The organism is Streptomyces sp. NRRL F-5727 (assembly GCF_000719555.1).
In the GTDB taxonomy this organism is placed as follows: domain Bacteria; phylum Actinomycetota; class Actinomycetes; order Streptomycetales; family Streptomycetaceae; genus Streptomyces.
The window spans coordinates 60,624-84,726 of the sequence record NZ_JOGX01000019.1 but is presented as its reverse complement, the minus strand read 5'-3'; the positions used below and the strand labels follow the sequence as shown (position 1 = coordinate 84,726).

20 protein-coding genes are annotated in these 24,103 nt (G+C 73.3%); 11 read left to right on the top strand and 9 right to left on the bottom strand.

The window, feature by feature from the left end; translation table 11 throughout:
- Positions 1 to 39: 39 nt before the first annotated feature.
- The 4 genes from IF73_RS0115980 to IF73_RS0115965 are packed head-to-tail and all read left to right on the top strand — an operon-like array spanning position 40 to position 3,769.
- Positions 40 to 1,206 carry an acyl-CoA dehydrogenase family protein gene (locus IF73_RS0115980; protein WP_031008178.1) on the top strand — a complete coding sequence of 389 codons (1,167 nt, stop codon included), beginning with the start codon at positions 40 to 42 and terminating at the stop codon, positions 1,204 to 1,206.
- Positions 1,203 to 1,991, top strand: a complete 789-nt coding sequence (locus tag IF73_RS0115975; RefSeq protein ID WP_031008176.1) for an SDR family oxidoreductase — start codon at positions 1,203 to 1,205, stop codon at positions 1,989 to 1,991. The genes IF73_RS0115980 and IF73_RS0115975 overlap by 4 nt, the downstream gene beginning before the upstream one ends.
- Positions 1,988 to 2,602: a TetR/AcrR family transcriptional regulator gene (locus IF73_RS0115970; protein WP_031008174.1), complete on the top strand. Its 615-nt coding sequence runs from the start codon at positions 1,988 to 1,990 to the stop codon at positions 2,600 to 2,602. The genes IF73_RS0115975 and IF73_RS0115970 overlap by 4 nt, the downstream gene beginning before the upstream one ends.
- 9 nt (positions 2,603 to 2,611) lie before the next feature.
- A complete protein-coding gene (locus IF73_RS0115965; protein ID WP_031008171.1) occupies positions 2,612 to 3,769 on the top strand; it encodes an acetyl-CoA C-acetyltransferase in 1,158 nt (385 codons plus the stop codon).
- 73 nt (positions 3,770 to 3,842) lie between these two features.
- Here the strand turns inward: IF73_RS0115965 and IF73_RS0115960 are convergent, their stop codons facing one another.
- From IF73_RS0115960 to IF73_RS0115945, 4 genes are read right to left on the bottom strand one after another with little or no spacing between them, the layout of a single operon-like run.
- Positions 3,843 to 4,907 (bottom strand): NAD(P)H-dependent flavin oxidoreductase, encoded by a 1,065-nt coding sequence (locus IF73_RS0115960; RefSeq protein ID WP_031008169.1) that lies wholly within the window; start codon positions 4,905 to 4,907, stop codon positions 3,843 to 3,845.
- Positions 4,904 to 5,677 (bottom strand): CoA-transferase subunit beta, encoded by a 774-nt coding sequence (locus IF73_RS0115955; protein ID WP_031008167.1) that lies wholly within the window; start codon positions 5,675 to 5,677, stop codon positions 4,904 to 4,906. The genes IF73_RS0115960 and IF73_RS0115955 overlap by 4 nt, the downstream gene beginning before the upstream one ends.
- Positions 5,674 to 6,522, bottom strand: coding sequence for a CoA transferase subunit A (locus IF73_RS0115950; RefSeq protein ID WP_031008166.1), 849 nt, complete (start codon positions 6,520 to 6,522; stop codon positions 5,674 to 5,676). The genes IF73_RS0115955 and IF73_RS0115950 overlap by 4 nt, the downstream gene beginning before the upstream one ends.
- Positions 6,523 to 6,536: 14 nt before the next feature.
- Positions 6,537 to 7,295, bottom strand: coding sequence for an enoyl-CoA hydratase family protein (locus tag IF73_RS0115945; protein WP_031008164.1), 759 nt, complete (start codon positions 7,293 to 7,295; stop codon positions 6,537 to 6,539).
- Positions 7,296 to 7,373: 78 nt separating this feature from the next.
- Here IF73_RS0115945 and IF73_RS0115940 point away from each other — a divergent pair, with 78 nt between their 5' ends.
- Positions 7,374 to 8,153, top strand: a complete 780-nt coding sequence (locus IF73_RS0115940; RefSeq protein ID WP_031008162.1) for an SDR family oxidoreductase — start codon at positions 7,374 to 7,376, stop codon at positions 8,151 to 8,153.
- A gap of 77 nt (positions 8,154 to 8,230) precedes the next feature.
- Here the strand turns inward: IF73_RS0115940 and argG are convergent, their stop codons facing one another.
- The 3 genes from argG to IF73_RS0115925 form a co-directional block, all read right to left on the bottom strand.
- Entirely contained in the window at positions 8,231 to 9,679 is a 1,449-nt protein-coding gene (gene argG, locus IF73_RS0115935; protein ID WP_031008160.1) for an argininosuccinate synthase, read from the bottom strand.
- 114 nt (positions 9,680 to 9,793) lie between these two features.
- Positions 9,794 to 12,880 carry a glycoside hydrolase family 3 protein gene (locus IF73_RS0115930; RefSeq protein ID WP_031008158.1) on the bottom strand — a complete coding sequence of 1,029 codons (3,087 nt, stop codon included), beginning with the start codon at positions 12,878 to 12,880 and terminating at the stop codon, positions 9,794 to 9,796.
- Between the two features lie 41 nt (positions 12,881 to 12,921).
- The gene (locus IF73_RS0115925; RefSeq protein WP_031008156.1) at positions 12,922 to 14,814 is read right to left on the bottom strand and encodes a ricin-type beta-trefoil lectin domain protein; all 1,893 of its coding nucleotides are present in this window, start codon (positions 14,812 to 14,814) and stop codon (positions 12,922 to 12,924) included.
- Between the two features lie 226 nt (positions 14,815 to 15,040).
- On the opposite strand from IF73_RS0115925, the gene IF73_RS0115920 reads away from it, so the two are divergent.
- Positions 15,041 to 15,928 carry a PhzF family phenazine biosynthesis protein gene (locus IF73_RS0115920; protein WP_031008153.1) on the top strand — a complete coding sequence of 296 codons (888 nt, stop codon included), beginning with the start codon at positions 15,041 to 15,043 and terminating at the stop codon, positions 15,926 to 15,928.
- A gap of 73 nt (positions 15,929 to 16,001) precedes the next feature.
- Here the strand turns inward: IF73_RS0115920 and IF73_RS0115915 are convergent, their stop codons facing one another.
- Positions 16,002 to 16,898: an endonuclease/exonuclease/phosphatase family protein gene (locus IF73_RS0115915; RefSeq protein ID WP_420706558.1), complete on the bottom strand. Its 897-nt coding sequence runs from the start codon at positions 16,896 to 16,898 to the stop codon at positions 16,002 to 16,004.
- Positions 16,899 to 17,183: 285 nt separating this feature from the next.
- On the opposite strand from IF73_RS0115915, the gene IF73_RS0115910 reads away from it, so the two are divergent.
- Positions 17,184 to 17,951, top strand: coding sequence for an NPP1 family protein (locus tag IF73_RS0115910; RefSeq protein WP_031008148.1), 768 nt, complete (start codon positions 17,184 to 17,186; stop codon positions 17,949 to 17,951).
- Positions 17,952 to 17,969: 18 nt separating this feature from the next.
- On the opposite strand, the gene IF73_RS0115905 is transcribed toward IF73_RS0115910, so the two are convergent.
- The gene (locus tag IF73_RS0115905; protein WP_031008146.1) at positions 17,970 to 19,286 is read right to left on the bottom strand and encodes an ROK family transcriptional regulator; all 1,317 of its coding nucleotides are present in this window, start codon (positions 19,284 to 19,286) and stop codon (positions 17,970 to 17,972) included.
- 171 nt (positions 19,287 to 19,457) lie between these two features.
- Between IF73_RS0115905 and IF73_RS0115900 the strand changes: the two genes are divergently transcribed.
- The 4 genes from IF73_RS0115900 to IF73_RS0115885 all read left to right on the top strand — a co-directional run bounded on the left by IF73_RS0115900 (position 19,458) and on the right by IF73_RS0115885 (position 24,082).
- Positions 19,458 to 20,768: an ABC transporter substrate-binding protein gene (locus IF73_RS0115900; RefSeq protein WP_031008144.1), complete on the top strand. Its 1,311-nt coding sequence runs from the start codon at positions 19,458 to 19,460 to the stop codon at positions 20,766 to 20,768.
- 11 nt (positions 20,769 to 20,779) lie between these two features.
- Positions 20,780 to 21,772, top strand: a complete 993-nt coding sequence (locus IF73_RS0115895) for a carbohydrate ABC transporter permease (protein ID WP_031008142.1) — start codon at positions 20,780 to 20,782, stop codon at positions 21,770 to 21,772.
- Between the two features lie 37 nt (positions 21,773 to 21,809).
- A complete protein-coding gene (locus tag IF73_RS0115890; protein ID WP_031008140.1) occupies positions 21,810 to 22,649 on the top strand; it encodes a carbohydrate ABC transporter permease in 840 nt (279 codons plus the stop codon).
- Positions 22,650 to 22,714: 65 nt separating this feature from the next.
- On the top strand, positions 22,715 to 24,082 hold the full coding sequence (locus IF73_RS0115885) for a GH1 family beta-glucosidase (RefSeq protein ID WP_031008138.1): 1,368 nt from the start codon (positions 22,715 to 22,717) through the stop codon (positions 24,080 to 24,082).
- The last annotated feature ends 21 nt before the right edge of the window (positions 24,083 to 24,103 follow it).

Below are 24,103 nucleotides of genomic sequence, written 5' to 3'. Positions count from 1 at the left end.
TCCTTCCCTAACAAGTGTTTGGTAGGTTAACGTACGGCCATGAGCGACGTCGAGGAGTTCCGCAGGGAGGTCCGCGGCTGGCTGCGGGCCCACCTCACCGGCGAGTTCGCGACCCTGCGCGGCCGCGGCGGCCCCGGACGCGAGCACGAGGCGCACCCCGAACGCCTCGCCTGGGAACGGCACATGGCCGCCCACGGCTGGACCTGTGTCGGCTGGCCGAAGGAGTACGGCGGCCGCGGCGCGAGCCTGGAGGAACAGGTCGCCTTCCACGAGGAGTACGCCCTCGCCGACGGCCCCGCACGCGTCGGCCACATCGGCGAACAGCTCCTCGGGCCGACCCTCATCGCCTTCGGCACCCCGGCCCAGCGCGCCCGCTTCCTCCCCCGGATCGTCGCCGTCGACGAACTCTGGTGCCAGGGCTACTCCGAGCCCGACGCCGGCTCCGACCTGGCCAACGTCCGCACCCGCGCCGAACGCGACGGCGGCTCCTGGGTGGTCACCGGACAGAAGGTGTGGACCTCAGGCGCCCACGAGGCCGACTGGTGCTTCGTCGTCGCCCGCACCGAACCCGGCTCGACCCGCCACCACGGCCTCTCCTACCTCCTCGTGCCGCTGGACGCCCCCGGGGTCGAGATCCGGCCGATCGTGCAGCTCACCGGTACCTCCGAGTTCAACGAGGTGTTCTTCGACGGGGCCAGGACCGACGCCGGCCACCTCGTCGGCGCCCCCGGCGAGGGCTGGAAGGTCGCCATGGCCACCCTCGGCTTCGAGCGCGGCGTCTCCACCCTCGGCCAGCAGGTCGGCTTCCGCCGCGAACTCGAGGCCGTCATCGACCTGGCCAGGCGCAACGGCGCCGCCGCCGACCCCCTCGTCCGCGACCGGATCGCCCGCGCCTGGACCGGCCTGGAGACCATCCGCTTCAACGCCCTCAGGATGCTCGGCGGCGTCGCCGCCGGAGCACCGGGCCCCGAGGCGTCCATCAACAAGATCTTCTGGGCCACCTGGCACCGCGAACTCGGCGAACTCGCCATGGACGTCTGCGGCGCCGGCGGCATGCTCGCCGCCGGTGCACCGTACGACCTCACCGACTGGCAGCGCCTCTACCTCTTCTCCCGCGCCGACACCCTCTACGCGGGATCCAACGAGATCCAGCGCACCATCATCGCCGAGCGCGTCCTCGGCCTGCCCAAGGAGGCCCGCCCGTGACCGGTACCCCACCCCCCTACCTCCCCGGCCACGGACTCCTCGCCGGCCGCTCCGCCGTCGTCACCGCCGCCGCCGGCGCGGGCATCGGCGGCGCCACCGCCCGCCGCCTCCTGGAGGAGGGCGCCCGGGTGGTGATCTCCGACGCCCACGCCCGCCGCCTCAAGGAGTCCGAGGCCGGACTCGCCGCCGAGTTCGGCGCCGGCCGGGTGGCCGCCCTGCCCTGCGACGTCACCGACGAGACCCAGGTGGCCGCCCTCCTCGACCTCGCCGAGGAACGGCACGGACGCCTCGACGTCGTCGTCAACAACGCCGGACTCGGCGGCACCTCCGACCTCGTCGACATGACCGACGAGCAGTGGCACAAGGTCCTCGACGTCACCCTCGACGGCACCTTCCGCTGCACCCGCGCCGCCCTGCGCCGGATGAAGGCCGCGGGCACGGGCGGCGCCATCGTCAACAACGCCTCCGTGGTCGGCTGGCGGGCCCAGAGGGGTCAGGCCCACTACGCCGCCGCCAAGGCCGGTGTCATGGCCCTCACCCGGTGCGCCGCGCTGGAGGCCGCCGCGTACGGCGTCCGCGTCAACGCCGTCTCCCCGTCCCTCGCCATGCACCCCCACCTCGTGAAGGTCACCACCCCCGAACTCCTCGAAGAGCTCACCTCCCGCGAGGCGTTCGGCCGGTACGCCGAGCCGTGGGAGGTCGCCAACGTCATCGTCTTCCTCGCCAGCGGGTACGCGTCCTACCTCACCGGCGAGGTCCTCTCGGTCAGCAGCCAGCACCCGTGAGACCGGCGCCCGAGCGGCGCCGCGAACTCCTGGACACGGCCGCCGAGGTGTTCGCCGCCCAGGGGTACGACGCCACCACCGTCCGCCGGATCGCCGACGCGGCCGGGCTCCTCGCGGGCAGCCTCTACCACCACTTCGACTCCAAGGAGTCGATGCTCGACGAGATCCTCTCCGGCTTCCTCGACGACCTGTGGGGCCGGTACGACGGCGTGCTCGCCGCCGGCCTCGGTCCCCGGCAGACCCTGGAGGCCCTCGTCACCGAATCGTTCCGGGAGATCGACCGGCACCGCGCCGCCGTCGCCATCTACCAGAAGGAGTCCGGGCAGCTGCGGGGCCAGCCGCGCTTCGGCTATCTCGCCGACGCCCGGCGGCGGTTCGAACACGCCTGGCTCCGCACCCTGGAGTCCGGCGTGGCCGCCGGTGACTTCCGCACCGACCGCGACGTCCGGCTCACCTACCGCTTCGTGCGCGACACCGTCTGGGTCGCCGCGTCCTGGTACCGGCCGGGCGGACGGCACAGCCCGGAGGAGATCGCCCGCCAGTACCTGTCCATCGTGCTGGAGGGCGTCGCCCTCCGAGACGGACAACGGACACACGAACCGTACGAATGAGGAGTCACCATGCCCGAGGCATACATCGTCGAAGCGGTCCGCACCCCGGTCGGCCGGCGCAACGGCGGACTGTCCGCCGTCCACCCGGCCGACCTCGGCGCACACGCCCTGAAGGCCCTGATGGACCGCTCGGGCGTCGACCCGGCGGCCGTCGAGGACGTCGTCCTCGGCTGCCTGGACACCGTCGGGCCACAGGCCGGCGACATCGCCCGCACCTGCTGGCTGGCCGCCGGACTGCCCGAGGAGGTGCCGGGCGTGACCGTGGACCGGCAGTGCGGCTCCTCCCAGCAGGCCCTGCACTTCGCCGCCCAGGGCGTCCTCTCCGGCACCCAGGACCTGGTCGTCGCCGGCGGGACGCAGAACATGTCGATGATCCCCATCGCCTTCGCCAGCCGCCAGGCGGCCGCCCCGCTGGGCCTCACCGAGGGCCCCTACGCGGGCTCCGCGGGCTGGCGGGCGCGCTACGGCGACCAGCCGGTCAACCAGTTCCACGGCGCCGAGCTCATCGCCGAGAAGTGGGGCATCTCCCGCCGGGACATGGAGGAGTTCGCCCTCCGCTCGCACCGGCGGGCGATCCGCGCCGTCGACGAGGGCCGCTTCGACCGCGAGATCGTCCCGTACGGGGACGTCACCACCGACGAGGGGCCGCGCCGGGACACCTCCCTGGAGAAGATGGCCGGACTGAAGCCGGTCGTGGAGGGCGGACGGATCACCGCCGCCGTCTCCTCCCAGGTCTCCGACGGCGCCTCGGCCATGCTGCTCGCCAGTGAGCGCGCCGTGCGCGAGCACGGCCTCACCCCGCGCGCGCGGATCCACCACCTCTCGGTGCGCGGCGAGGACCCCATCCGGATGCTGTCCGCGCCGATCCCGGCGACGGCGTACGCGCTGAAGAAGGCCGGGATGACCCTCGACGACATCGACCTCGTCGAGATCAACGAGGCGTTCGCCCCCGTCGTCCTGGCCTGGCTGAAGGAGACCGGCGCCGACCCGGAGAAGGTCAACGTCAACGGCGGCGCCATCGCCCTCGGCCACCCCCTCGGCGCGACCGGCACCAAGCTGGCCGTCACCCTCCTCCACGAACTGGAGCGCACCGGAGGCCGCTACGGCCTCCAGACCATGTGCGAGGGCGGCGGCCAGGCGAACGTGACGATCATCGAGCGACTGTGACGAGGGACCCCGGCGGGAACGGGTCCGCCGGGGTGGTCGTCCCACTCCGGCGGACCGTGCGGGCGGGGGACGGTCAGTGCGGGCGGGGCAGCGCGCGGAGCGCCGTCGTCGCCTCGGCCATGATCCTGTCGACCAGCTCCGCGCACGACGGGAGGTCGTCGATCAGGCCGGCGACCTGGCCCGAGGCCATCACACCGAGGTCGGTGCGGCCGTCCACCATCGACGCCTTCAGCATCATGGGGGTGTTGGCGGCGAGCAGGACCTGGCTCCACGTCAGCTCCTTGCCGTGCTTCATCGCCAGGCCGTCCCGGACCATCCGGGGCCAGCTCATGCCGGACTCGCGCCGGAAGGCCGCCGCGTGCCGGACGGCCCGCAGCAGGGAAGCGGTCCGGCCCGAGCGTTCCAGCGCGTCGACCAGTTCCGTCCTGAGCATCCGGTGCGGCAGCCCGTCGACCTTCGTGGTGACGGTGACGTCCCCGACCGCCGCCGCCAGATAGCGGGCCTTGACCGCCTCGGGGACGGTCGAGTCGGAGGTGAGCAGGAAGCGGGTGCCCATGGCGACCCCGGCCGCGCCGTAGGAGAGCGCGGCGACCAGGCCGCGCCCGTCGTGGAAACCGCCGGCGGCGATCACCGGGATGTCCACGGCGTCCACCACCTGGGGGAGCAGGACGGTGGTGGCGACGCCGCCGGTGTGGCCGCCGCCCTCGCCGCCCTGGACCAGGACCGCGTCCGCGCCCCACGCGGCGACCTTCTCCGCGTGCCGGCGGGCGCCGATCGAGGGGATCACGACGACCCCGGCGTCCTTCAGCCGGGCGATCAGCTCGCGCGAGGGCGCGAGCGCGAAGGAGGCGACCTTCACGCCCTCGTCGATGATGATCCGGACCCGCTCGGCGGCGTCGCCGGCGTCCGCCCGCAGATTGACGCCGAAGGGCGCGTCCGTGCGCGACCTCACCTCGCGCACCGCGGACCGCAGCCGGTCCACGTCCATGGTCGCCGAGGCCAGGATGCCGAGCGCGCCCGCATGGGCGGCGGCGGAGACCAGCCGGGGTCCGGCGACCCATCCCATGCCCGTCTGCACGATCGGGTGGCGCACCCCGACGAGCGCGGTGAGAGGGGTGGCGATCGTGGCGTCGCTCATGCGCGGACCTCGCGGTCCCGCAGCCCCCGGGGGTCGATCTCCTCGCGGATCAGCCGCAGTTCCTCCGCCGTGGGGTCCCGGGTGTACGGCACCTCCCCGGGCACGTCGAGCGGGAAGCCGGTCGCCTCCCGCACCTCCTCGACGGTGACGCCCGGATGGAGCGAGCGGAGCCGCAGGGTGCGCTCCGGGTTCTCGAAGTCGAAGACGCCCAGGTCGGTGATGACGTCCGGGATCCGGTGGTAGCGGGTGGCGGACGGGCCGGCCGCCGCGGCCCGGTCGTAGCCGACGCCGCAGACCATGTCGACGCGCTCGACGAAGACCCGGGGCGAGTGCCGGGGGACCCAGTAACTCGTCGGGTTGTTCAGCGTGTTGACGGGCGCGCCGCGGACGCCGAGGAGCTGGCGCCGGGGCCGCTCCCAGTCGCCGACGCAGCTGATGTTCTGGTTGCCGTGGCGGTCGAGCTGGCTGGCGCCCATCATGACGTGCCGCCGCCCGGTGGCGACCAGGGCCAGGTGCTGCCGGTACGGCAGCCACCCCTCCACCACCCCGGGCGCGGCGCCGACGGCCGGCACGTCGCCGATGAGCAGCGCCTCGCCGTCGGTGAGCAGCAGGTCGGGGGAGAAGGTGCGCTTCGCGAGCCGGGCGCCGATCATCGGCACCGTACCCATGGGGCTGGCCAGGACCTCGCCCGCGTCCCGCCACGCCTCGGCGCAGGCCACCACGCAGTACTCGGCGCGGGTGGCCGTCGTGCTCGTGCCGGTACCGCTCATGCTTCCTCCCCGTGGAACGCCGCCACCGCGGCCTGGTACGCGTCCTCGTCGCCGGAGAGGAACCGGTCGGCGAACCCGCGCCACGCCTCCGGGTCGCGGGCCGCGTCGACGTAATGGCGCTGGAACGCCTCGTCCCGGTCGTAGTCGGGGGCGCACGAGGTGAAGTGCGCGCCGTTCGGCGCCTCCACGACCCCGTCGACGAACGCCCGCTTGAGCAGCAGCGTCTGCGGCCCCGCCTCCTTCAGCAGCTCGGCGGTCCCGACGATCCGCTCGCAGGAGACGTACGCCGTGTCGGCGGCCTCGCAGAAGAGGTCGTCGAAGTACGGGTCCGGGCCCAGGTACTGGCCGTTGCCGTACGCGTCGGCACGGTTGAGGTGGACCAGCGCGGCGTCCAGGCGCAGCGCCGGGACGGCGACGAGCTCCTCGCGGTCCCCGTACGGGGAGGTGACGGTCCGCAGCGAGGGGTTGACGGTCATGACGTCCGAGGCGAGCCCGGCCCGGATGGGCATGAACGGCAGCCGGTGCACGGCGGCGGTGAGCCCCCACATCATCATGGCCTCGTCCAGCTCCACCAGTTCGAACGCACCGCGCTGCCGGGCCGCGCCGAAGTGCGGTTCCAGCGGGACGGAGTCGAGGGTGGCGAAGGCGGCGACCAGCTTCCGGATCCTCCCGGCGGCGGCGAGCAGGCCGACGTCGGGACCGCCGTACGAGACCACCGTCAGGTCGGTGACGTCCGAGCGCAGCAGCGCCCGGACCAGCGCCATGGGCTTGCGCCGGGAGCCCCAGCCGCCGATGCCGACCGTCATCCCGCTGCGCAGCCGGCCGACGACCTCCTCGGCGGTCATCGTCTTGTCCTTGCTCACGACTGCTCCTCCCTCTTCTCGTGGCCGAAGGTGTCGCGGACGCGGTCGGCGACGCCGCTGAGGTTGGCCTCGAAGGTGAAGCCCTGCTCGAAGCGGTAGCTGCGCCGGACGTCCACCGGGTCGATGCCGTTGATCGCGGCCTTGGCGAGCCGGAGGAGCCGTCCGTCCTTCGCGGCGATCTCCCGGGCCAGTCCGAGGGCCGCCTCGCGCAGTCCGGCGCGCGGCACGACCCGCCAGACCGAGCCGTGCCGGTGCAGTTCGTCCGCCGTGACCGTGCGGGAGGTGTAGTACAGGGCGCGCATCAGGTGCTGGGGGACCAGCCGGGCGAGGTGGGTGGCGGCGCCGAGCGCGCCCCGGTCCAGCTCCGGCAGGCCGAAGGTGGCGTCGTCGGAGGCGACGATCGCGTCGGCGTTGCCGACGAGGCCGATACCGCCGCCGAGGCAGAAGCCGTGCACGGCGGCGACGACCGGCACCTCGCACGCGTAGACGGCGGAGAAGGCTTCGGCGCAGCCGTGGTTGGCGCCGAGGATCGCCTCGGGGCCGGTCGCGCGCTGGATCTCCTTGATGTCGACGCCGGCGTTGAAGCCGCGGCCCTCGGCGGTGAGGACGACGCAGCGCACCTTCGGGTCGGCGCCGGCGGCGCGGACGGCGGCGGCCAGGTCGTACCAGCCCTGCACCGGGAGGGCGTTGACCGGGGGGAAGTCGACGGTGACGACGGCGACGCCCTCGTCCGGGACGGAGGTGGAGACACCCATGAGCAGATCAGCTACCTTTCCACCAAACGTTTGTTAGGTGGAAGATAGCAGCGGTACGGCCGCTGCGGGAGGTGTCCCTTGCCCGTCACCCTCGACCTGTCCGGCTCCGTCGCCGTCGTCACCGGCGGCACCCGGGGCGTCGGCGCCGGCATCAGCCGCGCGCTGCTCGAAGCCGGGGCGGAGGTCGTGACCTGTGCCCGGCGGGCCCCCGGCGAACCCGTCGCGGCGGCCGGCCGCGCCGCCCGCTTCCTCCCCGTCGACCTGCGCGACCCCGACGCCGTGACCGCGTTCTTCGACCGGGTACGGGACGAGTACGGGCGCCTCGACACGCTGGTCAACAACGCCGGGGGCACCCCGTACCGGACGCTCGCCGACGGCGCCCCCGCCCAGCACGCCCGGGTCCTCGAACTGAACCTCGTCGCCCCGCTGACCGCGTCGCTCGCCGCGCACCGGGTGATGAGCCGGCAGGCAGGCGGCGGGTCGATCGTCATGGTCGGCAGCGTCAGCGGCACCCGCCCGTCCCCGGGCTCCGCCGCGTACGGCGCCGCGAAGGCCGGCCTGGAGAACCTCGCCCGGTCGATGGCCGTGGAATGGGCGCCGCTCGTCCGGGTCAACACCCTCGTCCTCGGGATGGTCCGCACCGAACTCGCCCATCTGCACTACGGCGACGAGGACGGCATCGCCGCCGTCGGCCACACCGTGCCGCTCGGCCGGCTCGCCGCGCCCGCCGACGTCGGCGACGCCTGCGTCTTCCTCGCCTCCGACCGCGCCGCGTACATCAGCGGCGCGGCGCTGCACGTCCACGGCGGCGGGGAGCGACCCGCGTTCCTCGACGCCGCCACCGCCCCCCACCCCTGAAGAGCAGGCCCCGCACACACGCGAAGGAGGGGCGGCCTGGGCCGCCCCTCCTCGGGTGTCGCTCGGAGTGCCGGGGACTAGTCGGTGCCGGTCTCCATGGCGGCGCGGTCGAGCGCCGTCTCCTCGCTGTCGGGGGTCTCGCCGCGCGAGGCGATCGCCTCGGCGCCGCCCTCGGGCATCGCGCCGATGAGGCCGGTGGCGGCGGCCTGCGCGGCGCCGATGGCCGGGCTGCCGGCGCCGATGAGGCCGATGCCGGCGTACTGCTCCAGCTTGGCGCGGGAGTCGGCGATGTCCAGGTTCCGCATGGTCAGCTGGCCGATCCGGTCCAGCGGGCCGAAGGCGGAGTCCTCGGTGCGCTCCATGGACAGCTTGTCCGGGTGGTAGCTGAAGGCCGGGCCGGTGGTGTCGAGGATCGAGTAGTCCTCGCCGCGCCGCAGCCGCAGGGTGACCTCGCCGGTGACGGCGGCGCCGACCCAGCGCTGCAGCGACTCGCGGATCATCAGCGCCTGCGGGTCCAGCCAGCGGCCCTCGTACATGAGGCGGCCGAGCCGGCGGCCCTCGTTGTGGTACTGGGCGAGGGTGTCCTCGTTGTGGATCGCGTTGACGAGGCGCTCGTAGGCGGCGTGCAGCAGCGCCATGCCGGGGGCCTCGTAGATGCCGCGGCTCTTGGCCTCGATGATCCGGTTCTCGATCTGGTCCGACATGCCCAGGCCGTGCCGGCCGCCGATGGCGTTGGCCTCCATGACCAGGTCCACGGCGGAGGCGAACTCCTTGCCGTTGATGGTGACGGGGCGGCCCTGCTCGAAGCCGATCGTCACGTCCTCCGCGGCGATCTCGACGGACGGGTCCCAGAACCGCACGCCCATGATCGGGTCGACGGTCTCGATGCCGGTGTCCAGGTGCTCCAGGGTCTTCGCCTCGTGGGTGGCGCCCCAGATGTTGGCGTCGGTGGAGTACGCCTTCTCGGTGGAGTCCCGGTAGGGGAGGTCGTGGGCGACGAGCCACTCCGACATCTCCTTGCGGCCGCCGAGCTCGGTGACGAAGTCGGCGTCCAGCCACGGCTTGTAGATCCGCAGGTGCGGGTTGGCCAGCAGGCCGTAGCGGTAGAACCGCTCGATGTCGTTGCCCTTGAAGGTCGAGCCGTCGCCCCAGATCTGGACGTCGTCCTCCAGCATCGCCCGCACCAGCAGCGTGCCGGTGACGGCGCGGCCCAGCGGGGTGGTGTTGAAGTAGGCCCGGCCGCCGGAGCGGATGTGGAAGGCGCCGCAGGTGAGCGCGGCCAGCCCCTCCTCGACCAGCGCGGCGCGGCAGTCGACCAGGCGGGCCACCTCGGCGCCGTAGGTCTGGGCGCGCCCGGGCACCGAGGCGATGTCGGGCTCGTCGTACTGGCCGATGTCGGCGGTGTACGTGCAGGGCACGGCGCCCTTGTCGCGCATCCACGCGACCGCGACGGAGGTGTCGAGACCACCGGAGAAGGCGATGCCGACGCGCTCGCCGACGGGAAGGGAGGTGAGAACCTTGGACATGGAAAGAGTATGCATCAATCTGCATGGCTATGCAACGCCATGGCCGGGGTGCGACGACCGGACGGGCCCGGTGGACCGGCCTCCCGCGAGGCGCCGGTCCACCGGGCCCCGCTCTCAGCCGGCCGCGCGGTAGGCCGCGGTCAGCCTCGCCACCGCGCCCGCCGGATCACCGGAGAGCAGCCGGTGGTCGGCCTCGGCGAAGGGCTTCGCCACCGCCTCCGTGACCCGCTGCCCGATGCGATCCTGCACCAGCAGCCGGGCCCGGGCCACCAGACGCCGCGCCTCGGGTGAATCGCCCCGCCCGGCCGCCTGGAGCACCCGGGCCGCGAGCCCGAGCGCCTTCAGCGTCGTCTCCCCTCCCTTCGGCGCCGCCGTCAGGGTGGTGAGCCCCCAGCCGTACGGGAACTGCGGGTCGTACGAGGAGTCGCCGACGTTCACCGGCAGCTGCGCCTCCGACCTCGGCCAGGTCACCGGCAGCTGCCCGGTGAACGGCACCCGCCCGTACAGCACGTCGGCGACGCCGTCGCCCTCGGTGCCCGGCAGCCAGGACGCCACCAGGGCGTCGATCCCCGGCAGCCGGTCGCCGATCAGCTGGGGCCGGCCGGAGACCACGAGCACCGCGCACGGCATCGCCGCGCAGACCCGGTCCACGGCCGCCTTGTCGGCGGCGCTCAGCTCCAGGTCGTGCCCGTTGCCGACGTCCCCGACGCCCTCCGCGTACGGCGTCTCGCCGACCACCACGACGCCGGCGTCGTACCCCTCGACCGGCGCGGACGCGTCCTTGGACCAGGTCAGCCCGGGCGCGTTCTTCCGCATCCCCTCCAGGATCGTGGTGCCGGTGGTCCGCTTCCCGGAGGAGCCCTGCCAGCTGATGGTCCAGCCGCCGGTCTGGTTGCCCAGGTCGTCGGCGTTGGACCCGGCCACGTACACCTTCTGCGCGGGCTTCAGCGGCAGCAGCCCGCCCTCGTTCTTCAGCAGCACCTGCGAGGCGGCGGCGGCCTCGCGGGCCACCGCCCGGTGGGCGTCCGAGCCGACCGAGGCGAGGTGGGTGGTGTCCGCGTACGGCTTCTCGAAGAGCCCGAGGCGGAACTTCTGGGTGAGGATCCGGGCCACGGCGTCGTCGATCCGGGAGACCGGGATCCGGCCCGCCTCGACCTCGGCCACCAGGGTCCGGGTGAACTCCTGGTAGTTCGTCGGCACCATGATCATGTCCAGGCCCGCGTTGACCGAGGTCCGCACGTCGCTCGGGTAGTCGCCGGGGATCTGGTCGATGGCCTGCCAGTCGCTGATGACGAAGCCCTCGAAGCCCATCCGGTCCTTCAGCACCCCGTTGATCATCTCGGCGTTGGCGTGCATCTTCACCGGACCGTGCTCGTCCCCGATGACGTCGAGCGAGGAGTACGAGGGCATGACCGTGCCCGCGCCGCGCTTCACCGCCTCCGCGAACGGCGCGAGGTGGACCGCCTCCAGCTCCTCACGGGTGACCCGGGTGACGCCCTGGTCGATCGTGTACGAGCCGGTCGTCGACGAGCCGAACTCCGTGCCGCCGTCGCCGACGAAGTGCTTGGCGCTGGTCAGGACCTTGTCGTTGCGGTCGAGGTCCTTGCCGCTGCGCGCGCCCTGCATGCCCTCGATGACCGTCTCCATCGCGGTCACGAGCGCCGGGTCCTCACCGAACGCCTCGTACGACCGGCCCCAGCGCTCGTCCCGCGTCACGCACAGGCACGGCGCGAAGTCCCACGGCACGCCGGTCGCCCGCACCTCCTTCGCCGTCACCGCGCCGGTCCGGGCGGCGAGCGCCGGGTCACGGGTGGCACCGATGCCGATGTTGTGCGGCATGACCGTCGCCCCGGCCACGTTGTTGTGCCCGTGCACCGCGTCCACGCCGTAGATCAGCGGGATCTGGAGCCGGGTCGCCCGGGTGCGCAGCTGGTAGCCGTCGATCATCCGCGCCCACGCCTCGGGCGTGTTGGGCGAGGGGACCGAGCCGCCGCCCGAGAGCAGCGAACCGAGCGCGTACCCGGCGATGTCGCCGGGGGCCCGCAGCGCGTTCCGCTCGGCCTGGGTCATCTGCCCGGCCTTCTCGGCCAGGGTCATCCGGGACAGCAGGTCGGCGACCCGCCGCTGCACCGGCAGCCGCGCGTCGAGGTACGGCAGCCCGTGCGCGTTCACCACGACGACCGGGTGCTCGGCGGGGGCCTTGGCGCCCTCGACGGTCAGCTCCACCGGGATCGTCTCGGCCGCCTCGCCCGCGCCGTCGCGCAGCGTCTCGACGGTGATCGAGCGGGTCGTGCCGGAGGGCGTCCCGGCGGGGAAGACGAGGCTGCCGGCGGCCGGCCGGTAGTCCTCGCCCGCCTCGGCCGGCCCGTCGTCCTCCGTCGTGTAGGCGACGGTGACGGGCTGGTCGGTCGGCACCGCGCCCGTGGTGGTCACGGTGACGTCGATCCGGGCGGCGGTCCCCTCCGCCACCGGGTGCACGGCGGCCCCCGTGACGACCTGCGTGGCCAGTGCCGGGTCGGCCCTGCCGTACAGCTCGACCCCGTCGAGGGCGAAGGAGCCCGGCGCGCCCGTCGGCAGCGTCAGCGCGTACCCCCACATCCGGTCCAGGCCGAGGACGTGGTCGATGCCGCCGACCGGCTGGTAGTCGGCGCGGTACTGGAAGGAGGAGAAGGGGAGCTCGACCAGGTGCCAGCCCTCCCAGTCGTCGGTGAAGGAGGTGGTCCACAGCTCGGACGCCTCGCCGTTCGCGCCGCCGTCCTTGAGCTCGAAGTGGATCCGCTTGCCCGAACCGGGCGGCAGCGGCGCGGTGTTCTGGCCGTACCACCAGAACCGGATGCCGCCGTGCGCGGTCCAGTCCTGGGCGGGCCGGTCGAAGGCGAAGTCGTGGGTGAAGCCGCCCCAGCCGCTGATGTCGTAGCGGCCTTCGAGGACCTTGGCGCCCTCGGGGGCGTCGGCCCGCTCGGCGAGCGTCAGCGCCGGGTGGTCGTCGGCGTCGCTGCCCCAGGTGAAGATCCCCTCGGCGGGCGGGTTGGCGAACGGCACCTCGCCCTCGAAGCGGTCGACGGCCCGGGGCGCCGGGTCGTCGGCGCCCGGCGCGGCGGAGCTGGGGGCGGCGCCGACGAGCCCCGCGATCAGGGCGGTGACGGCGGTGGCGGCGAGCCCTCGGGCGCGCGCTCTCCTGCGGTGGTGCTGGTGCGGCATGCGGTCTCCTGGAGACGGGGGAGGGGGGAAGGGGTGCGGGGTCAGGACGGCTGGTGGGTCCACTTCTGGTTGGTGCCGCCGGTGCAGGTCCAGATCTGGGCCCGGGTGCCGTCGGCGGAGGAGTTCCCGGTGACGTCCAGGCACTTGTCCGCGGCCGTGTTCACCACGTCGTGGGTCACGGGGTCGTACGTCCACCGCTGGGCGCCGGTGCCGTTGCAGGTGTAGAGCTGCACCCTGGTCCCGTCGGCGGTCGCGCCGCCCGTGACGTCGAGGCACTTGCCGAGCGCCCGCACGCTGCCGTCGGCGGCGAGGGTCCACCGCTGGGCGGCGGTGCCGTTGCAGGTGTAGAGCTGCACGGCGGTGCCGTCGGCGCTCGACGCGCCGGCCACGTCGAGGCACTTGCCGGCGAGCCCGGTCAGGGCCCCGGTGGGCGCCCCGGCGCCCGGCGTCCCGGACCAGGTGAAGGTGGCGGTGGTGCGGGCCGGGAGGGTGTACGTGAAGGACTGGCCGCCCCAGTCGACGCGGACGGACTGCGCGGAGCCGCCGCCGTTGTGCGCGATCAGCGCCTTGGAGCCGTCGGGGTTGCGCCAGGCCACGTTCTGCACGGTCGCGTTGTCGGTCGAGGCGATCCGGTACGCGCCCGGCTTCACGAACTTGGTGAGGTGACCGGTCGTGTAGTACTCGATGGTGTAGTCGACCTGCCCGGCCCGGGGGCCGCCCTCCTGCACGGTGATCAGCCCGGTGCAGGTGCCGCAGCCGCCGTTGTGCGGCCCCATGTCCTGGTTGAGCGCCAGGCTCCACTTCACCAGGCTGCTGCTCCAGTTGCGGGCGTAGGACACGATGTCCTTCAGGTCCTCGTCGTGCTGGTTCCCGATCCAGGTGCCGCCGGAGTGCTCGGTGGAGAACTGGCGCACCGACGGGTACTGGGCGTGGACCTGGCTGCCGACGGCCGGGTCGCCGAAGTAGCCGTGCCAGGCGATGCCGCCGAACAGCGGGTCGTTCCTGACCCCCGCGTCACCGAGGACGGCGGCGCCGAAGTTCGCGTAGTCGCCGTAGTTCCAGTCGTGCACCAGGACCTTGGTGGTGATCCCGGCGGCCCGGAAGGCGGGGTAGACGTGGTTCTTGGTGAACTCGACCAGGCCGGACGGGTTCCAGCTCATGCCCGGGTAGTTCATCGCCGTGGGGTTGCCGGCCTGGCAGCAGTTCGGCTCGTTCTGCACCGAGAGGTAGTCGACCTTGATCCCCGCCGCCTGGTAGCTCTGGATGTACTTGACCAGATACTGGGCGTAGGTGGGGTAGTGCTCCCACTTCAGCCAGCCCATCTGGTCCATCCGGCCGTTGTCCTTCATCCAGCCGGGTGCGCTCCACGGCACGCCCTTGACCCGCAGCGCCGGGTTGAGCTGCTTCGCCTGCGCGGTGAGCAGTCGCACGGGGGTGTCGTAGCCGTTGGCGCCGAAGTCGCTCAGGTCGCAGCAGGTGTCGTCGAGCGAGACGTTGCCGGGGCGGGAGAGGTCCGAGGCGCCGATGGGGTTGCGGACGAAGGAGAGCCCGATGCCGTCGGTGGGGGAGAAGAGCCTGCGCATCACCTCGTCGCGGGTGGCGGCGCTGATCGCGCCGCCGCGCAGGAGGTGCGCGGTGGTGTCGGTGATCGAGGCGCCGCCGCCCTCGAACTGCTGGTAGGTGGTGGACTCGTCGACGGTGATGGTGTGGCTCGCGCCGCCGCCGGCCGGTCCGAAGGCGAGCGGGGCCTGCGGTGCGAGCCCCCGGGTGACGGTACGGCCTCCGGCGTCGGAGGTGGTGGTCAGCCAGACGTCCACCCGCTCACCGGCCGCCTGCGCGGTCCCGGGCGCGGTGAGGACCAGACCGGTCGCCACGAGGGCGCCGGTGAGCAGGGCGGCGAGTGAGCGGGGACGCCGTGGAAGTTTGAGTTGCACCTGACAACCCTTTCGTCGAGGCGTGCCGCGCTGCCGTGCGGGCCCGGCCCGCCCGGGCCCGCACGTGTCCCACAAGGCGACAAGCCTTTTATCAAGCTGTGAACTTATGGAGGCGCCGAGCCCCCGTCAACCCCTCCCGCGTACAACTCCCGAAGCGGCCGCCCGCCCTGACGGCCCGGGCAACGCCCCGTGGCCCGGCGCGCGTTCGGGAGGTTACGGTGCCCCGGTGACCCGATCAGCGACGCTCGTCCGAGCCTGCCTCCGCGGCACCGACGGCGGCAGCCCCACGGCCGTCATCGAGGAGCCGCGCCGCACCGGCGCCGCCCCCGGCCCGTCTCCTGAGCGGCCCTGGCCCCTGACCGATGACGAGCGGCGGCTGGTCCCCGGGCTCCTCGGGGCCTCGCACGCCGTCTTCGTCACCCCGCCGGCGCCCGCCGGGGGCGGTGCCCCGGCCTACGCCCTGCGGTTCTTCACCTCCGAGGGGGAGCTGCCCGCCTGCGGCCACGGCACCGTCGCCGCCCTCGCCCACATCGCCGCCCGCACCGGCGCCTTCGACGGGCTCCTGCGCACCGCCGGGCGGGTGTTCGTGGGTCGGGCCCGGCGCGGAGGCGACGGGCTCATCCACGCCGCCTTCGACCCGGGGCCCGTGGAGCTGCGGCAGCCGGAGCCCGCCGCGTACGACCTCCTCCTGCCCGCGCTGGGGCTCGGCCGCCTGCCCGCCGGTCCGGGCGGGATCGCCTCCGTCGGGCGGCCCCGGCTGCTGCTTCCGGTCGCGGACCGTGCCGAACTCGCCGCCCTCGCACCCGACGTCGGGCTGCTCCGGGCCGCCTGTGACCGGCTCGGGCTGCTCGGCGTCTACGTCTACTCCGCGCCGACGCGCGAAGGCCGGGCCGCCGCCCGGATGTTCGCCCCCTCGATCGGCGTCGACGAGGACATCGCGAACGCCAACAGCACCGCCTGCCTCGCCGCCCTGCTCGCCGAGCCGGGCCGTCCGCTCACCCTCACCGTCGACATGGGCGACTCCCTCGGCCACCCCGCCACCCTCACCGCCACCGCCCGCCCCGGCCCGGACGGCCGGCCCCGGATCCTCCTCGGCGGCACCGCCTCAGGCTGAGGAGGGTCTCGGCGGCGGTCCGGGCGTCCCGCACGGGGCCCGCGCGGCGGGCGCCGGCCCGGCTCGCGGACCGCTAGGCGTCCGCGTCCAGCGCGACCCGGGCCAGCACCGGCAGGTGGTCGCTCCCGGTGGCCGGGAGCGCGCGGATCGCGGGCACGCGTCCGCCGCGCGCGAGGACCTGGTCGATCCGGGCCACCGGGAGGGCGGCCGGGTAGCTCAGGGCGAGGCCGCGCGCGGGCGCGCCGAGGCGTGAGGTCAACGGCGCCAGACCGCGGTCGTCGACCGTGCCGTTGAGGTCGCCGGCCAGGACCACCCGGCGCACCGGCTCGCCCGCCAGGATCCGGCCGAGGCGCGCGGCGCTCTCGTCGCGCCGGGCGGACCCGAGCCCGCCGGGCCCGAGCCGGACGGAGGGCAGGTGGACGACGTACGCCGCCACCTTCCCGTGCGGTGTGCGCACCTCGGCCCGCAGCGCCCGCTGCCACGGCTCCGTGATGTCCCGCGGTCTGATGTCCAGCGCCCGGGTGGGGCCGAGCGGGTGGCGGGACCAGAGGCCGACCGTGCCCCGCACGGAGTGGTACGGGTAGCGGGGCGCGAGTTCCCGGGCGTAGACGGCCCGCGCCGGATCGACCAGCTCCTGGAGGGCGACCAGGTCGGCGCCGGAGTCCGCCAGCGCCCGGGCCGTGCCGGCCGGATCGGCGTTGTCGTCGGCGACGTTGTGCTGGACGACGGCGAGTTCGCGCGGACCGGGCGCCGCCGCGGGCAGCAGCCGCGGACCGAAGACGGCGGCCCAGACCACGGCCGGGAGGAGCAGCGTCAGCAGCGCCGTGCGGACGCGCCGCACCGCCGCGCAGAGGAGGAGCGCCGCGGTGAGGGGACCGAGCCAGAACAGGAAGGTCTCCAGCAGACTGCCCAGCCGCCCCGGGGTGTTCGGCACGAACCGGTGCAGCGCGAGCAGCGCGGCGGTCGCCACGCCGGCTCCGGAGAGCAGCCGGCCGCGCCGGCGCCCGCCCTCCGGCGAGCGCCGGATCCGCCGCCACCGTGGCCCCGGTTTCCCTTCCCGCCCCGCCACAGCCACCCGTCCTTTCCCCGGTCTTCCCCCGGCATCCCTGATCAGGACGTTCCCGCCCGTCCCGCGGTTGCCGGCCGTTTGACCCGCGCTTGGAGTGGGCATGTCAGCGCGCGGTCGTCCGTCGCGTCGGGCACACGGCGCGACCGCCGCACCGTCACCCCCCTCGACCCCACCAGGGAGCCGGAGTTGAAGACCTCGCGTCGCGTCACGAAGGGGGCCGCCGTCCTCGGCAGCGCCCTCGCCCTCCTCCTCGCGGTCCCGGGCACCGCCCTCGCCGCCCCGCCGTCCGCGCTCCCCGCGAACGCGGACGCCCTGGAGCAGACGTACCAGCCCGCGTACGACTACGACACCGACGGCTGCTATCCGACGCCCGCGATCGGCCCGGACGGCACGCTCAACCCCGGCCTGAACCCGTCCGGCACGGTCAACAGCCAGTGCCGGGACTCCTGGGACCTCGCCAACACCAACGGCTACGCCCGCGCGCGGTGCAACAACGGCTGGTGCGCGGTCCTCTACGGCCTCTACTTCGAGAAGGACCAGGCCGTCTGGGGCAGCAGCCTCGGCGGCCACCGGCACGACTGGGAGCACGTCGTCGTCTGGATCCAGAACGGGCAGGCCCAGTACGTGTCCACCTCGAACCACGGGTCCTTCACCGTCCACGGCCGGAACGCCATCCGCTGGGACGGCACCCACCCGAAGGTCGTCTACCACAAGGACGGCATCGGCACCCACTGCTTCCGGGCCGCCAACTCCAACGACGAGCCGCCCGAGAACCACCGGGGCACCTGGCAGTTCCCCGCCCTCGTCGGCTGGAACGGCTACCCGCCCGGCATCCGCGAGAAGCTGAGCCAGGCGGACTTCGGCAGCGCCCACTTCGGACTGAAGGACGGCAGCTTCGCCGACCACCTGGCCAAGGCGAAGCCGTCCGGCATCTCCTTCGACCCGTACGCGTAGCCGGTGCGGGACCGTCCCTCAGCTGGAGACCCGGTCGCGCAGCGCCGTCTGCCAGGCGGGCGCCGGAACGCTCGGCGCCCGCTCGGGGCGGCGCCCGCCCAGGTCGAAGAAGTCCACCAGGGGCAGCAGCCCCGCCCCGACGGTGACGGCCTCGGGGCCGAGCGTGCCGAGCGCGATCTCCGTACGGCCGCCCGGGTGGCGCAGCGCGTACGCGCGGGCGTACGCCGCCACGGGCGCGAGGAACCGGCTGCCGAGCTGGAGCCCGGCCCAGCCGCCGACGAGGATCCGCTCCGGCTGGAAGAGGTTGATGAGATCGGCCAGCCCGGCCCCCAGGTACTCGGCGGTCTCGTCGAGCACGGCGAGCGCCACCGGGTCCGGCGGCTGCACGTCCCCGAACGGATCCGCCGGGTACGCCGCCGCGAGCATCGCGGTGAGCGCCGTCTCCTCGTCCGCGCCGGCCGGCGGCCGCCCGCCGGCCTCCCGCCAGCGTTCGAGCAGCGCCTCCGCGCCGGCGTACGCCTCCAGGCAGCCCTGGGCGCCGCAGCGGCAGCGCCGGCCCCGTACCCGTACCGTCAGATGGCCCCACTCCAGGGCCTGGCCCGGGCCCAGCGGGTCCGTCACCACGCAGGCGCCGACGCCGGACCCGAAGAGCACGACCACCGCGCTGTCGGCGCCCCGGCCCGCGCCGAACCACATCTCGGCCTGGCCCAGGGTCTTGGCACCGTTCTCGATCCGGTACGGCACCTCCGCCGGCAGCGCCACCTGCGCGCGCAGCAGCCGCTCCAGCGGCACCGCGTCCCAGCCGATCGTCTGCCCGTGCACCACCGCCCCCTGCTCCGCCGTCCGCTCGACGATGCCGGGGACACCGATCCCGACGCCGAGCAGCCGCTCCGCGGGCACGCCGGCGGTGCGCAGCACCTCGGCGATCCCGTCCCGCAGGTGGTCCACGACCACCGCCACCTCGTACCGCGCGGTCCTCGGTCCGGACGGCGCCAACGGGCGCTCGGTGCGGGCCAGTTCGGTGAGCGCCAGGTCGAACAGCTCGATCCGGACCCGGGTCTCGCCGATGTCGACGCCGATCATGCAGCCGCTGTCCGGCGCGATCCTCAGCAGGGTGCGCGGCCGCCCGCCCGCGGAGTCGACGCTGCCGGCCTCCTCGACGAGCCCCTCGCCGACCAGCTCGGCGACCACGTTGCTGATCGAGCCGGAGGAGAGCCCGGTCGCGGGGCCCAGCGCGAGCCGGCTCATCGGGCCGTCGAAATAGAGCCTGCGCAGCACGGCCGTCCGGTTCTCGCGCCGCAGGTCGCGCACCGTGCGGCCACTCTTCGCGTGCACTCTCGCCCCTGTCCGTCGTAGTCGTCCGCTGCAACATACCCGCACGACAAGCCTTGACGCGACCTTCTCACGGGGTTTAACTCACATCCTAAATTAAGCCGATGCGGCGGTGGGCGGTCCGGGCGCTCCCCCTGTCGGTCCTCCCGCCTTCCCTGAAAGGGACCAGGAGCCATGCGCAGAATCAGAGCCGCCGTCACGGGTGCCGTCACCCTCTCCCTCGTCCTCACCGCGACCGCCTGCGGCGGCGGGGGAGAGGACGGCGGCGGCCAGGCGACGAAGACCCTCACCTACTGGGCCTCCAACCAGGGCTCCAGCCTGGAGGTCGACAAGAAGGTCCTCCAGCCCGAGCTGGACGAGTTCGAGCGGCGGACCGGCATCAAGGTCAAGCTGGAGGTGATCCCGTGGTCCGACCTCCTCAACCGCATCCTCACCGCCGCCACCTCCGGCCAGGGCCCGGACGTCCTCAACATCGGCAACACCTGGAGCGCCTCCCTCCAGGCCACCGGCGCCCTGCTGCCCTGGGACGCGAAGAACTTCGACGCCATCGGCGGCAAGGACCGCTTCGTCGACTCCGCGCTCGGCTCCACCGGCGTCCCCGGCCAGGACCCGGCCGCCGTCCCGCTCTACTCCATGGCGTACGCCCTCTACTACAACAAGCAGATGTTCAAGGACGCCGGCATAGCCAAGCCGCCGACGACCTGGGACGAGGTGATCGCCGCCGGCAAGAAGCTCAGCAAGGACGGCAAGTGGGGCATCGGCGTCGAGGGCTCCAACCTGTCCAACAACATCCACCAGGTCTTCGTTCTCGGCAAGCAGCACGGAGCTGACTTCTTCACCGCCGACGGCAAGGCCGACTTCACCTCCGACGGCGCCGTCGCCGCCGTCAAGCAGTACGTCGACCTCATGGCCACCCACAAGATCGTCGCCCCCGGCAACGCCGAGTACGCCCAGAACCAGTCCCTCAGCGACTTCGCCAAGGACCGCACCGGCATGGTCCTCTGGCAGACCCCGTCCCAGACCTTCGCCTCCCAGGGCATGGCCGAGGACGAGTGGGGCGTGGTCCCCGCCCCCGTCCCCGCCGGCAAGCCCGGCACCGGCACCGCCACCAACTCCATGGTCGCCGGCATCAACCTCGCCGTCTTCAAGAACACCAAGAACCTCGACGGCGCCCTGAAGTTCGTGAAGTTCATGACCAGCGACGAGGAGCAGACGGCCCTCAACAAGACCTACGGCTCCGTGCCGCCGGTCAAGAGCGCCCAGCAGGACCCCGCCTTCTCCGGCGCCTCCCTCGCCGTCATCCGCGACACCCTCGCCTCCAGCGCCGCCGCCCTCCCGCAGGTCCCGGAGGAGTCCCAGTTCGAGACCGTCGTCGGCACCGCCGTCAAGGAGCTCTTCGCCGACGCCGCCGCCGGCCGGCCCGTCACCACCGAGTCCGTCAGGGCCAAGCTCGACAAGGCCCAGCAGCAGATGCCGAAGAAGTAGGCACCGCGCCCATGACCCAGACCGCCGTCACCCCCGCACGGGAGCCGGCGGTGCGCAAGGCCACACCCGGAGGGGCGCGCACCGCACGCCGCTCCGGGCGTCGCCGCCTCGCACTGCCGTACCTGCTGCTCCTGCCCGCCCTGCTCCTCGAACTCCTCGTCCACCTCGTGCCGATGCTCATGGGCCTCGCCATGAGCTTCAAGGAGCTCACCCAGTTCTACATCCGCGACTGGGCCGCCGCCCCCTGGTCGGGACTCGACAACTTCTCGGTCGCGCTCGACTTCGACGCGGCCGTGGGCCGGTCCCTGCTGAAGTCCTTCCTGACCACCTGCCAGTTCACCGTGGTCTCCGTGGGACTGTGCTGGCTCCTCGGCACCGCCGCCGCGGTCCTCCTCCAGGAGAACTTCCGCGGCCGGGGCGTCCTGCGCACCCTCTTCCTCGTCCCGTACGCGCTGCCCGTCTACGCCGCCGTCATCACCTGGGCCTTCATGTTCCAGCGCGACAACGGCCTCATCAACCACGTCCTCCACGACCAGCTCGGCATCGGCGACAGCCCCGCCTTCTGGCTCATCGGCGACAACAGCTTCTGGGCCCTGCTCGCCGTCTCCGTCTGGAAGGGCTGGCCGTTCGCCTTCCTCACCGTCATGGCCGGACTCCAGAACATCCCCCGGGACATGTACGAGGCCGCCGCCCTCGACGGCGCCGGCGTCTGGAAGCAGATCCGGCACATCACCCTGCCGTCGCTGCGGCCGGTCAACCAGGTCCTCGTCCTCGTCCTCTTCCTGTGGACCTTCAACGACTTCAACACGCCGTTCGTGCTCTTCGGCAAGGCTGCCCCGGAGGCGGCGGACCTCATCTCGCTCCACATCTACCAGTCGTCCTTCCAGACCTGGAACTTCGGCACCGGCTCGGCCATGTCCGCGCTCCTGCTGCTCTTCCTCCTCCTCGTCACGGGCGTCTACCTCCTGCTCACCACCCGCGGAAGGAAGACCTCCGATGTCTGACACCGCCACCCCGCGCGCGGCCCGGCCGCGCTCCCCGATGGCCCCGCCCCGCTCCTTCCTGTGGACCCGGCGGATCGTCCTCACCCTCCTCACCGGCTTCGTCCTGCTGCCCGTGTACGTGATGGTGTCCGGCTCGCTGAAGCCGCTGGAGGACGTCTCCGGGAAGTTCGAGTGGATCCCCTCCGGGTTCACCCTGCGCCCGTACGCGGACATCTGGGAGACGGTCCCGCTCGCCGACTACTTCGTGAACTCGATCGTCGTCTCCGGCGCCGCGACCGTCCTCTCCGTGGCCGTCGCCGTCTTCGCCGCGTACGCGGTCAGCCGGTACGCCTTCCGCGGCAAGCGCGTCTTCACCGTCACCGTCCTGTCGACGCAGATGTTCCCCGGCATCCTCTTCCTGCTGCCGCTCTTCCTCATCTACGTCAACATCGGCAACGCCACCGGGATCGCCCTCTTCGGCTCCCGCGAGGGCCTGGTCCTCACCTATCTGACCTTCTCGCTGCCCTTCTCCATCTGGATGCTCACCGGCTACTTCGACTCGATCCCGCGCGAGCTGGACGAGGCGGCCAAGGTGGACGGCTGCGGCCCGATCCGGGCGCTCTTCCGGGTCATCGTGCCGGCCGCCCGGCCCGGCATCGTCGCCGTCGCCGTCTACGCCTTCATGACCGCCTGGGGCGAGGTCCTCTTCGCCTCCGTCATGACCAACGACACCACCCGCACGCTCGCCGTCGGCCTCCAGGGCTACGCCACCCAGAACGACGTCTACTGGAACCAGGTGATGGCCGCGTCCCTCGTGGTGAGCGTCCCCGTCGTCGCCGGCTTCCTGCTCCTCCAGCGCTACCTCGTCGCCGGCCTCACCGCGGGCGCGGTCAAGTGACGACCCCCCGGCGCCAGGGCCGTTTCCGCCCCCACCCCCCGCTCCGTACCGCAGAAAGGCATCCCGTGTCCGACCCCACCGCCGTCCCGCTCGACCTGGCGGCCTTCCCGCCCTCCTTCGCCTGGGGCACGGCCACCTCCGCCTACCAGATCGAGGGAGCCGTCACCGCGGACGGCCGCGCCCCCTCCATCTGGGACACCTTCTCCCGCGTCCCGGGCGCGATCGACAACGGCGACACCGGCGACACGGCCTGCGACCACTACCGCCGCTGGCCCGAGGACCTCGCCCTGATGAAGGAGCTCGGCACCGACGCCTACCGGATGTCGATCGCCTGGCCCCGGGTCGTCCCCGGCGGCGACGGACCGGTCAACGCCGCCGGACTCGACTTCTACGACCGGCTCGTCGACGCCCTCCTCGACGCCGGCATCACCCCCAACGTCACCCTGTACCACTGGGACCTGCCACAGGCCCTCCAGGACCGGGGCGGCTGGACCTCCCGCGACACCGCCGAACACCTCGCCGCGTACGCCTCCGTCGTCGCCGGCCGGCTCGGCGACCGCGTCACCCGCTGGGCCACCCTCAACGAACCGCTCTGCTCCGCCTGGATCGGCCACCTGGAGGGCCGGATGGCGCCGGGCCTCACCGACCTGACGGCCGCCGTCCGCGCCTCGTACCACCTGCTCCTCGGCCACGGCCTCGGCACGGCCGCGATCCGGGCCGCCGCGCCCGGCGCCCGCGTCGGCCTGGTGACCAACCACTCCACCGTCGAGCCCGCCTCCAGCCGCCCCGAGGACCTCGCCGCGGCCCGCCGCATGGACGGCCACAGCAACCGCTGGTGGCTCGACCCGGTGTACGGCCGCGGCTTCCCCGCCGACATGCGCGAGCTGTACGGCGTCGAACTCCCGGAGCGGCCCGGCGACCTGGAGACGATCGCCGCCCCGCTCGACTGGCACGGCCTCAACTACTACTTCCCGGTGACCGTCGCGGACGACCCCGGGGGCCCCGTCCCGTACGCCCGCGAGGTCCGCCTCCCCGACGTGCCCCGCACCGGCATGGACTGGCAGATCGAGGCGGCGGGCCTGGAGAGCCTGCTGCTGCGGCTCACCGAGGAGTACGGCGTCCGCGAGCTGTACGTCACCGAGAACGGCTCCGCCTTCCCCGACGCCACCGGCCCCGACGGCGCCGTCCACGACCCCGAGCGCACCCGCTACCTGGAGGGCCACCTCGCCGCCTGCGCGAGCGCCGTCCGCAAGGGCGCCCCGCTGGCCGGCTACTACGCCTGGTCGCTCCTGGACAACTTCGAGTGGGCCTACGGCTACGACAAGCGCTTCGGCCTCGTCCACGTCGACTACGAGACCCAGCGACGGACCGTGAAGACCAGCGGCCGCCGCTACGCCGAACTCATCCGCGCCCACCGGGAGCTCCACGGCTGAGCCGCGGCCGTGGACCCCACA

What these genes read in the sequence shown, in the direction of transcription:
- IF73_RS0115980 (WP_031008178.1), top strand. Translation starts at nt 40, where the DNA reads ATGAGCGACGTCGAGGAGTTCCGCAGGGAGGTCCGCGGCTGGCTGCGG.
- IF73_RS0115965 (WP_031008171.1), top strand. Translation starts at nt 2,612, where the DNA reads ATGCCCGAGGCATACATCGTCGAAGCGGTCCGCACCCCGGTCGGCCGG.
- IF73_RS0115960 (WP_031008169.1), bottom strand. Translation starts at nt 4,907, where the DNA reads ATGAGCGACGCCACGATCGCCACCCCTCTCACCGCGCTCGTCGGGGTG.
- IF73_RS0115955 (WP_031008167.1), bottom strand. Translation starts at nt 5,677, where the DNA reads ATGAGCGGTACCGGCACGAGCACGACGGCCACCCGCGCCGAGTACTGC.
- IF73_RS0115950 (WP_031008166.1), bottom strand. Translation starts at nt 6,522, where the DNA reads ATGACCGCCGAGGAGGTCGTCGGCCGGCTGCGCAGCGGGATGACGGTC.
- IF73_RS0115945 (WP_031008164.1), bottom strand. Translation starts at nt 7,295, where the DNA reads ATGGGTGTCTCCACCTCCGTCCCGGACGAGGGCGTCGCCGTCGTCACC.
- argG (WP_031008160.1), bottom strand. Translation starts at nt 9,679, where the DNA reads ATGTCCAAGGTTCTCACCTCCCTTCCCGTCGGCGAGCGCGTCGGCATC.
- IF73_RS0115930 (WP_031008158.1), bottom strand. Translation starts at nt 12,880, where the DNA reads ATGCCGCACCAGCACCACCGCAGGAGAGCGCGCGCCCGAGGGCTCGCC.
- IF73_RS0115900 (WP_031008144.1), top strand. Translation starts at nt 19,458, where the DNA reads ATGCGCAGAATCAGAGCCGCCGTCACGGGTGCCGTCACCCTCTCCCTC.
- IF73_RS0115895 (WP_031008142.1), top strand. Translation starts at nt 20,780, where the DNA reads ATGACCCAGACCGCCGTCACCCCCGCACGGGAGCCGGCGGTGCGCAAG.
- IF73_RS0115890 (WP_031008140.1), top strand. Translation starts at nt 21,810, where the DNA reads ATGGCCCCGCCCCGCTCCTTCCTGTGGACCCGGCGGATCGTCCTCACC.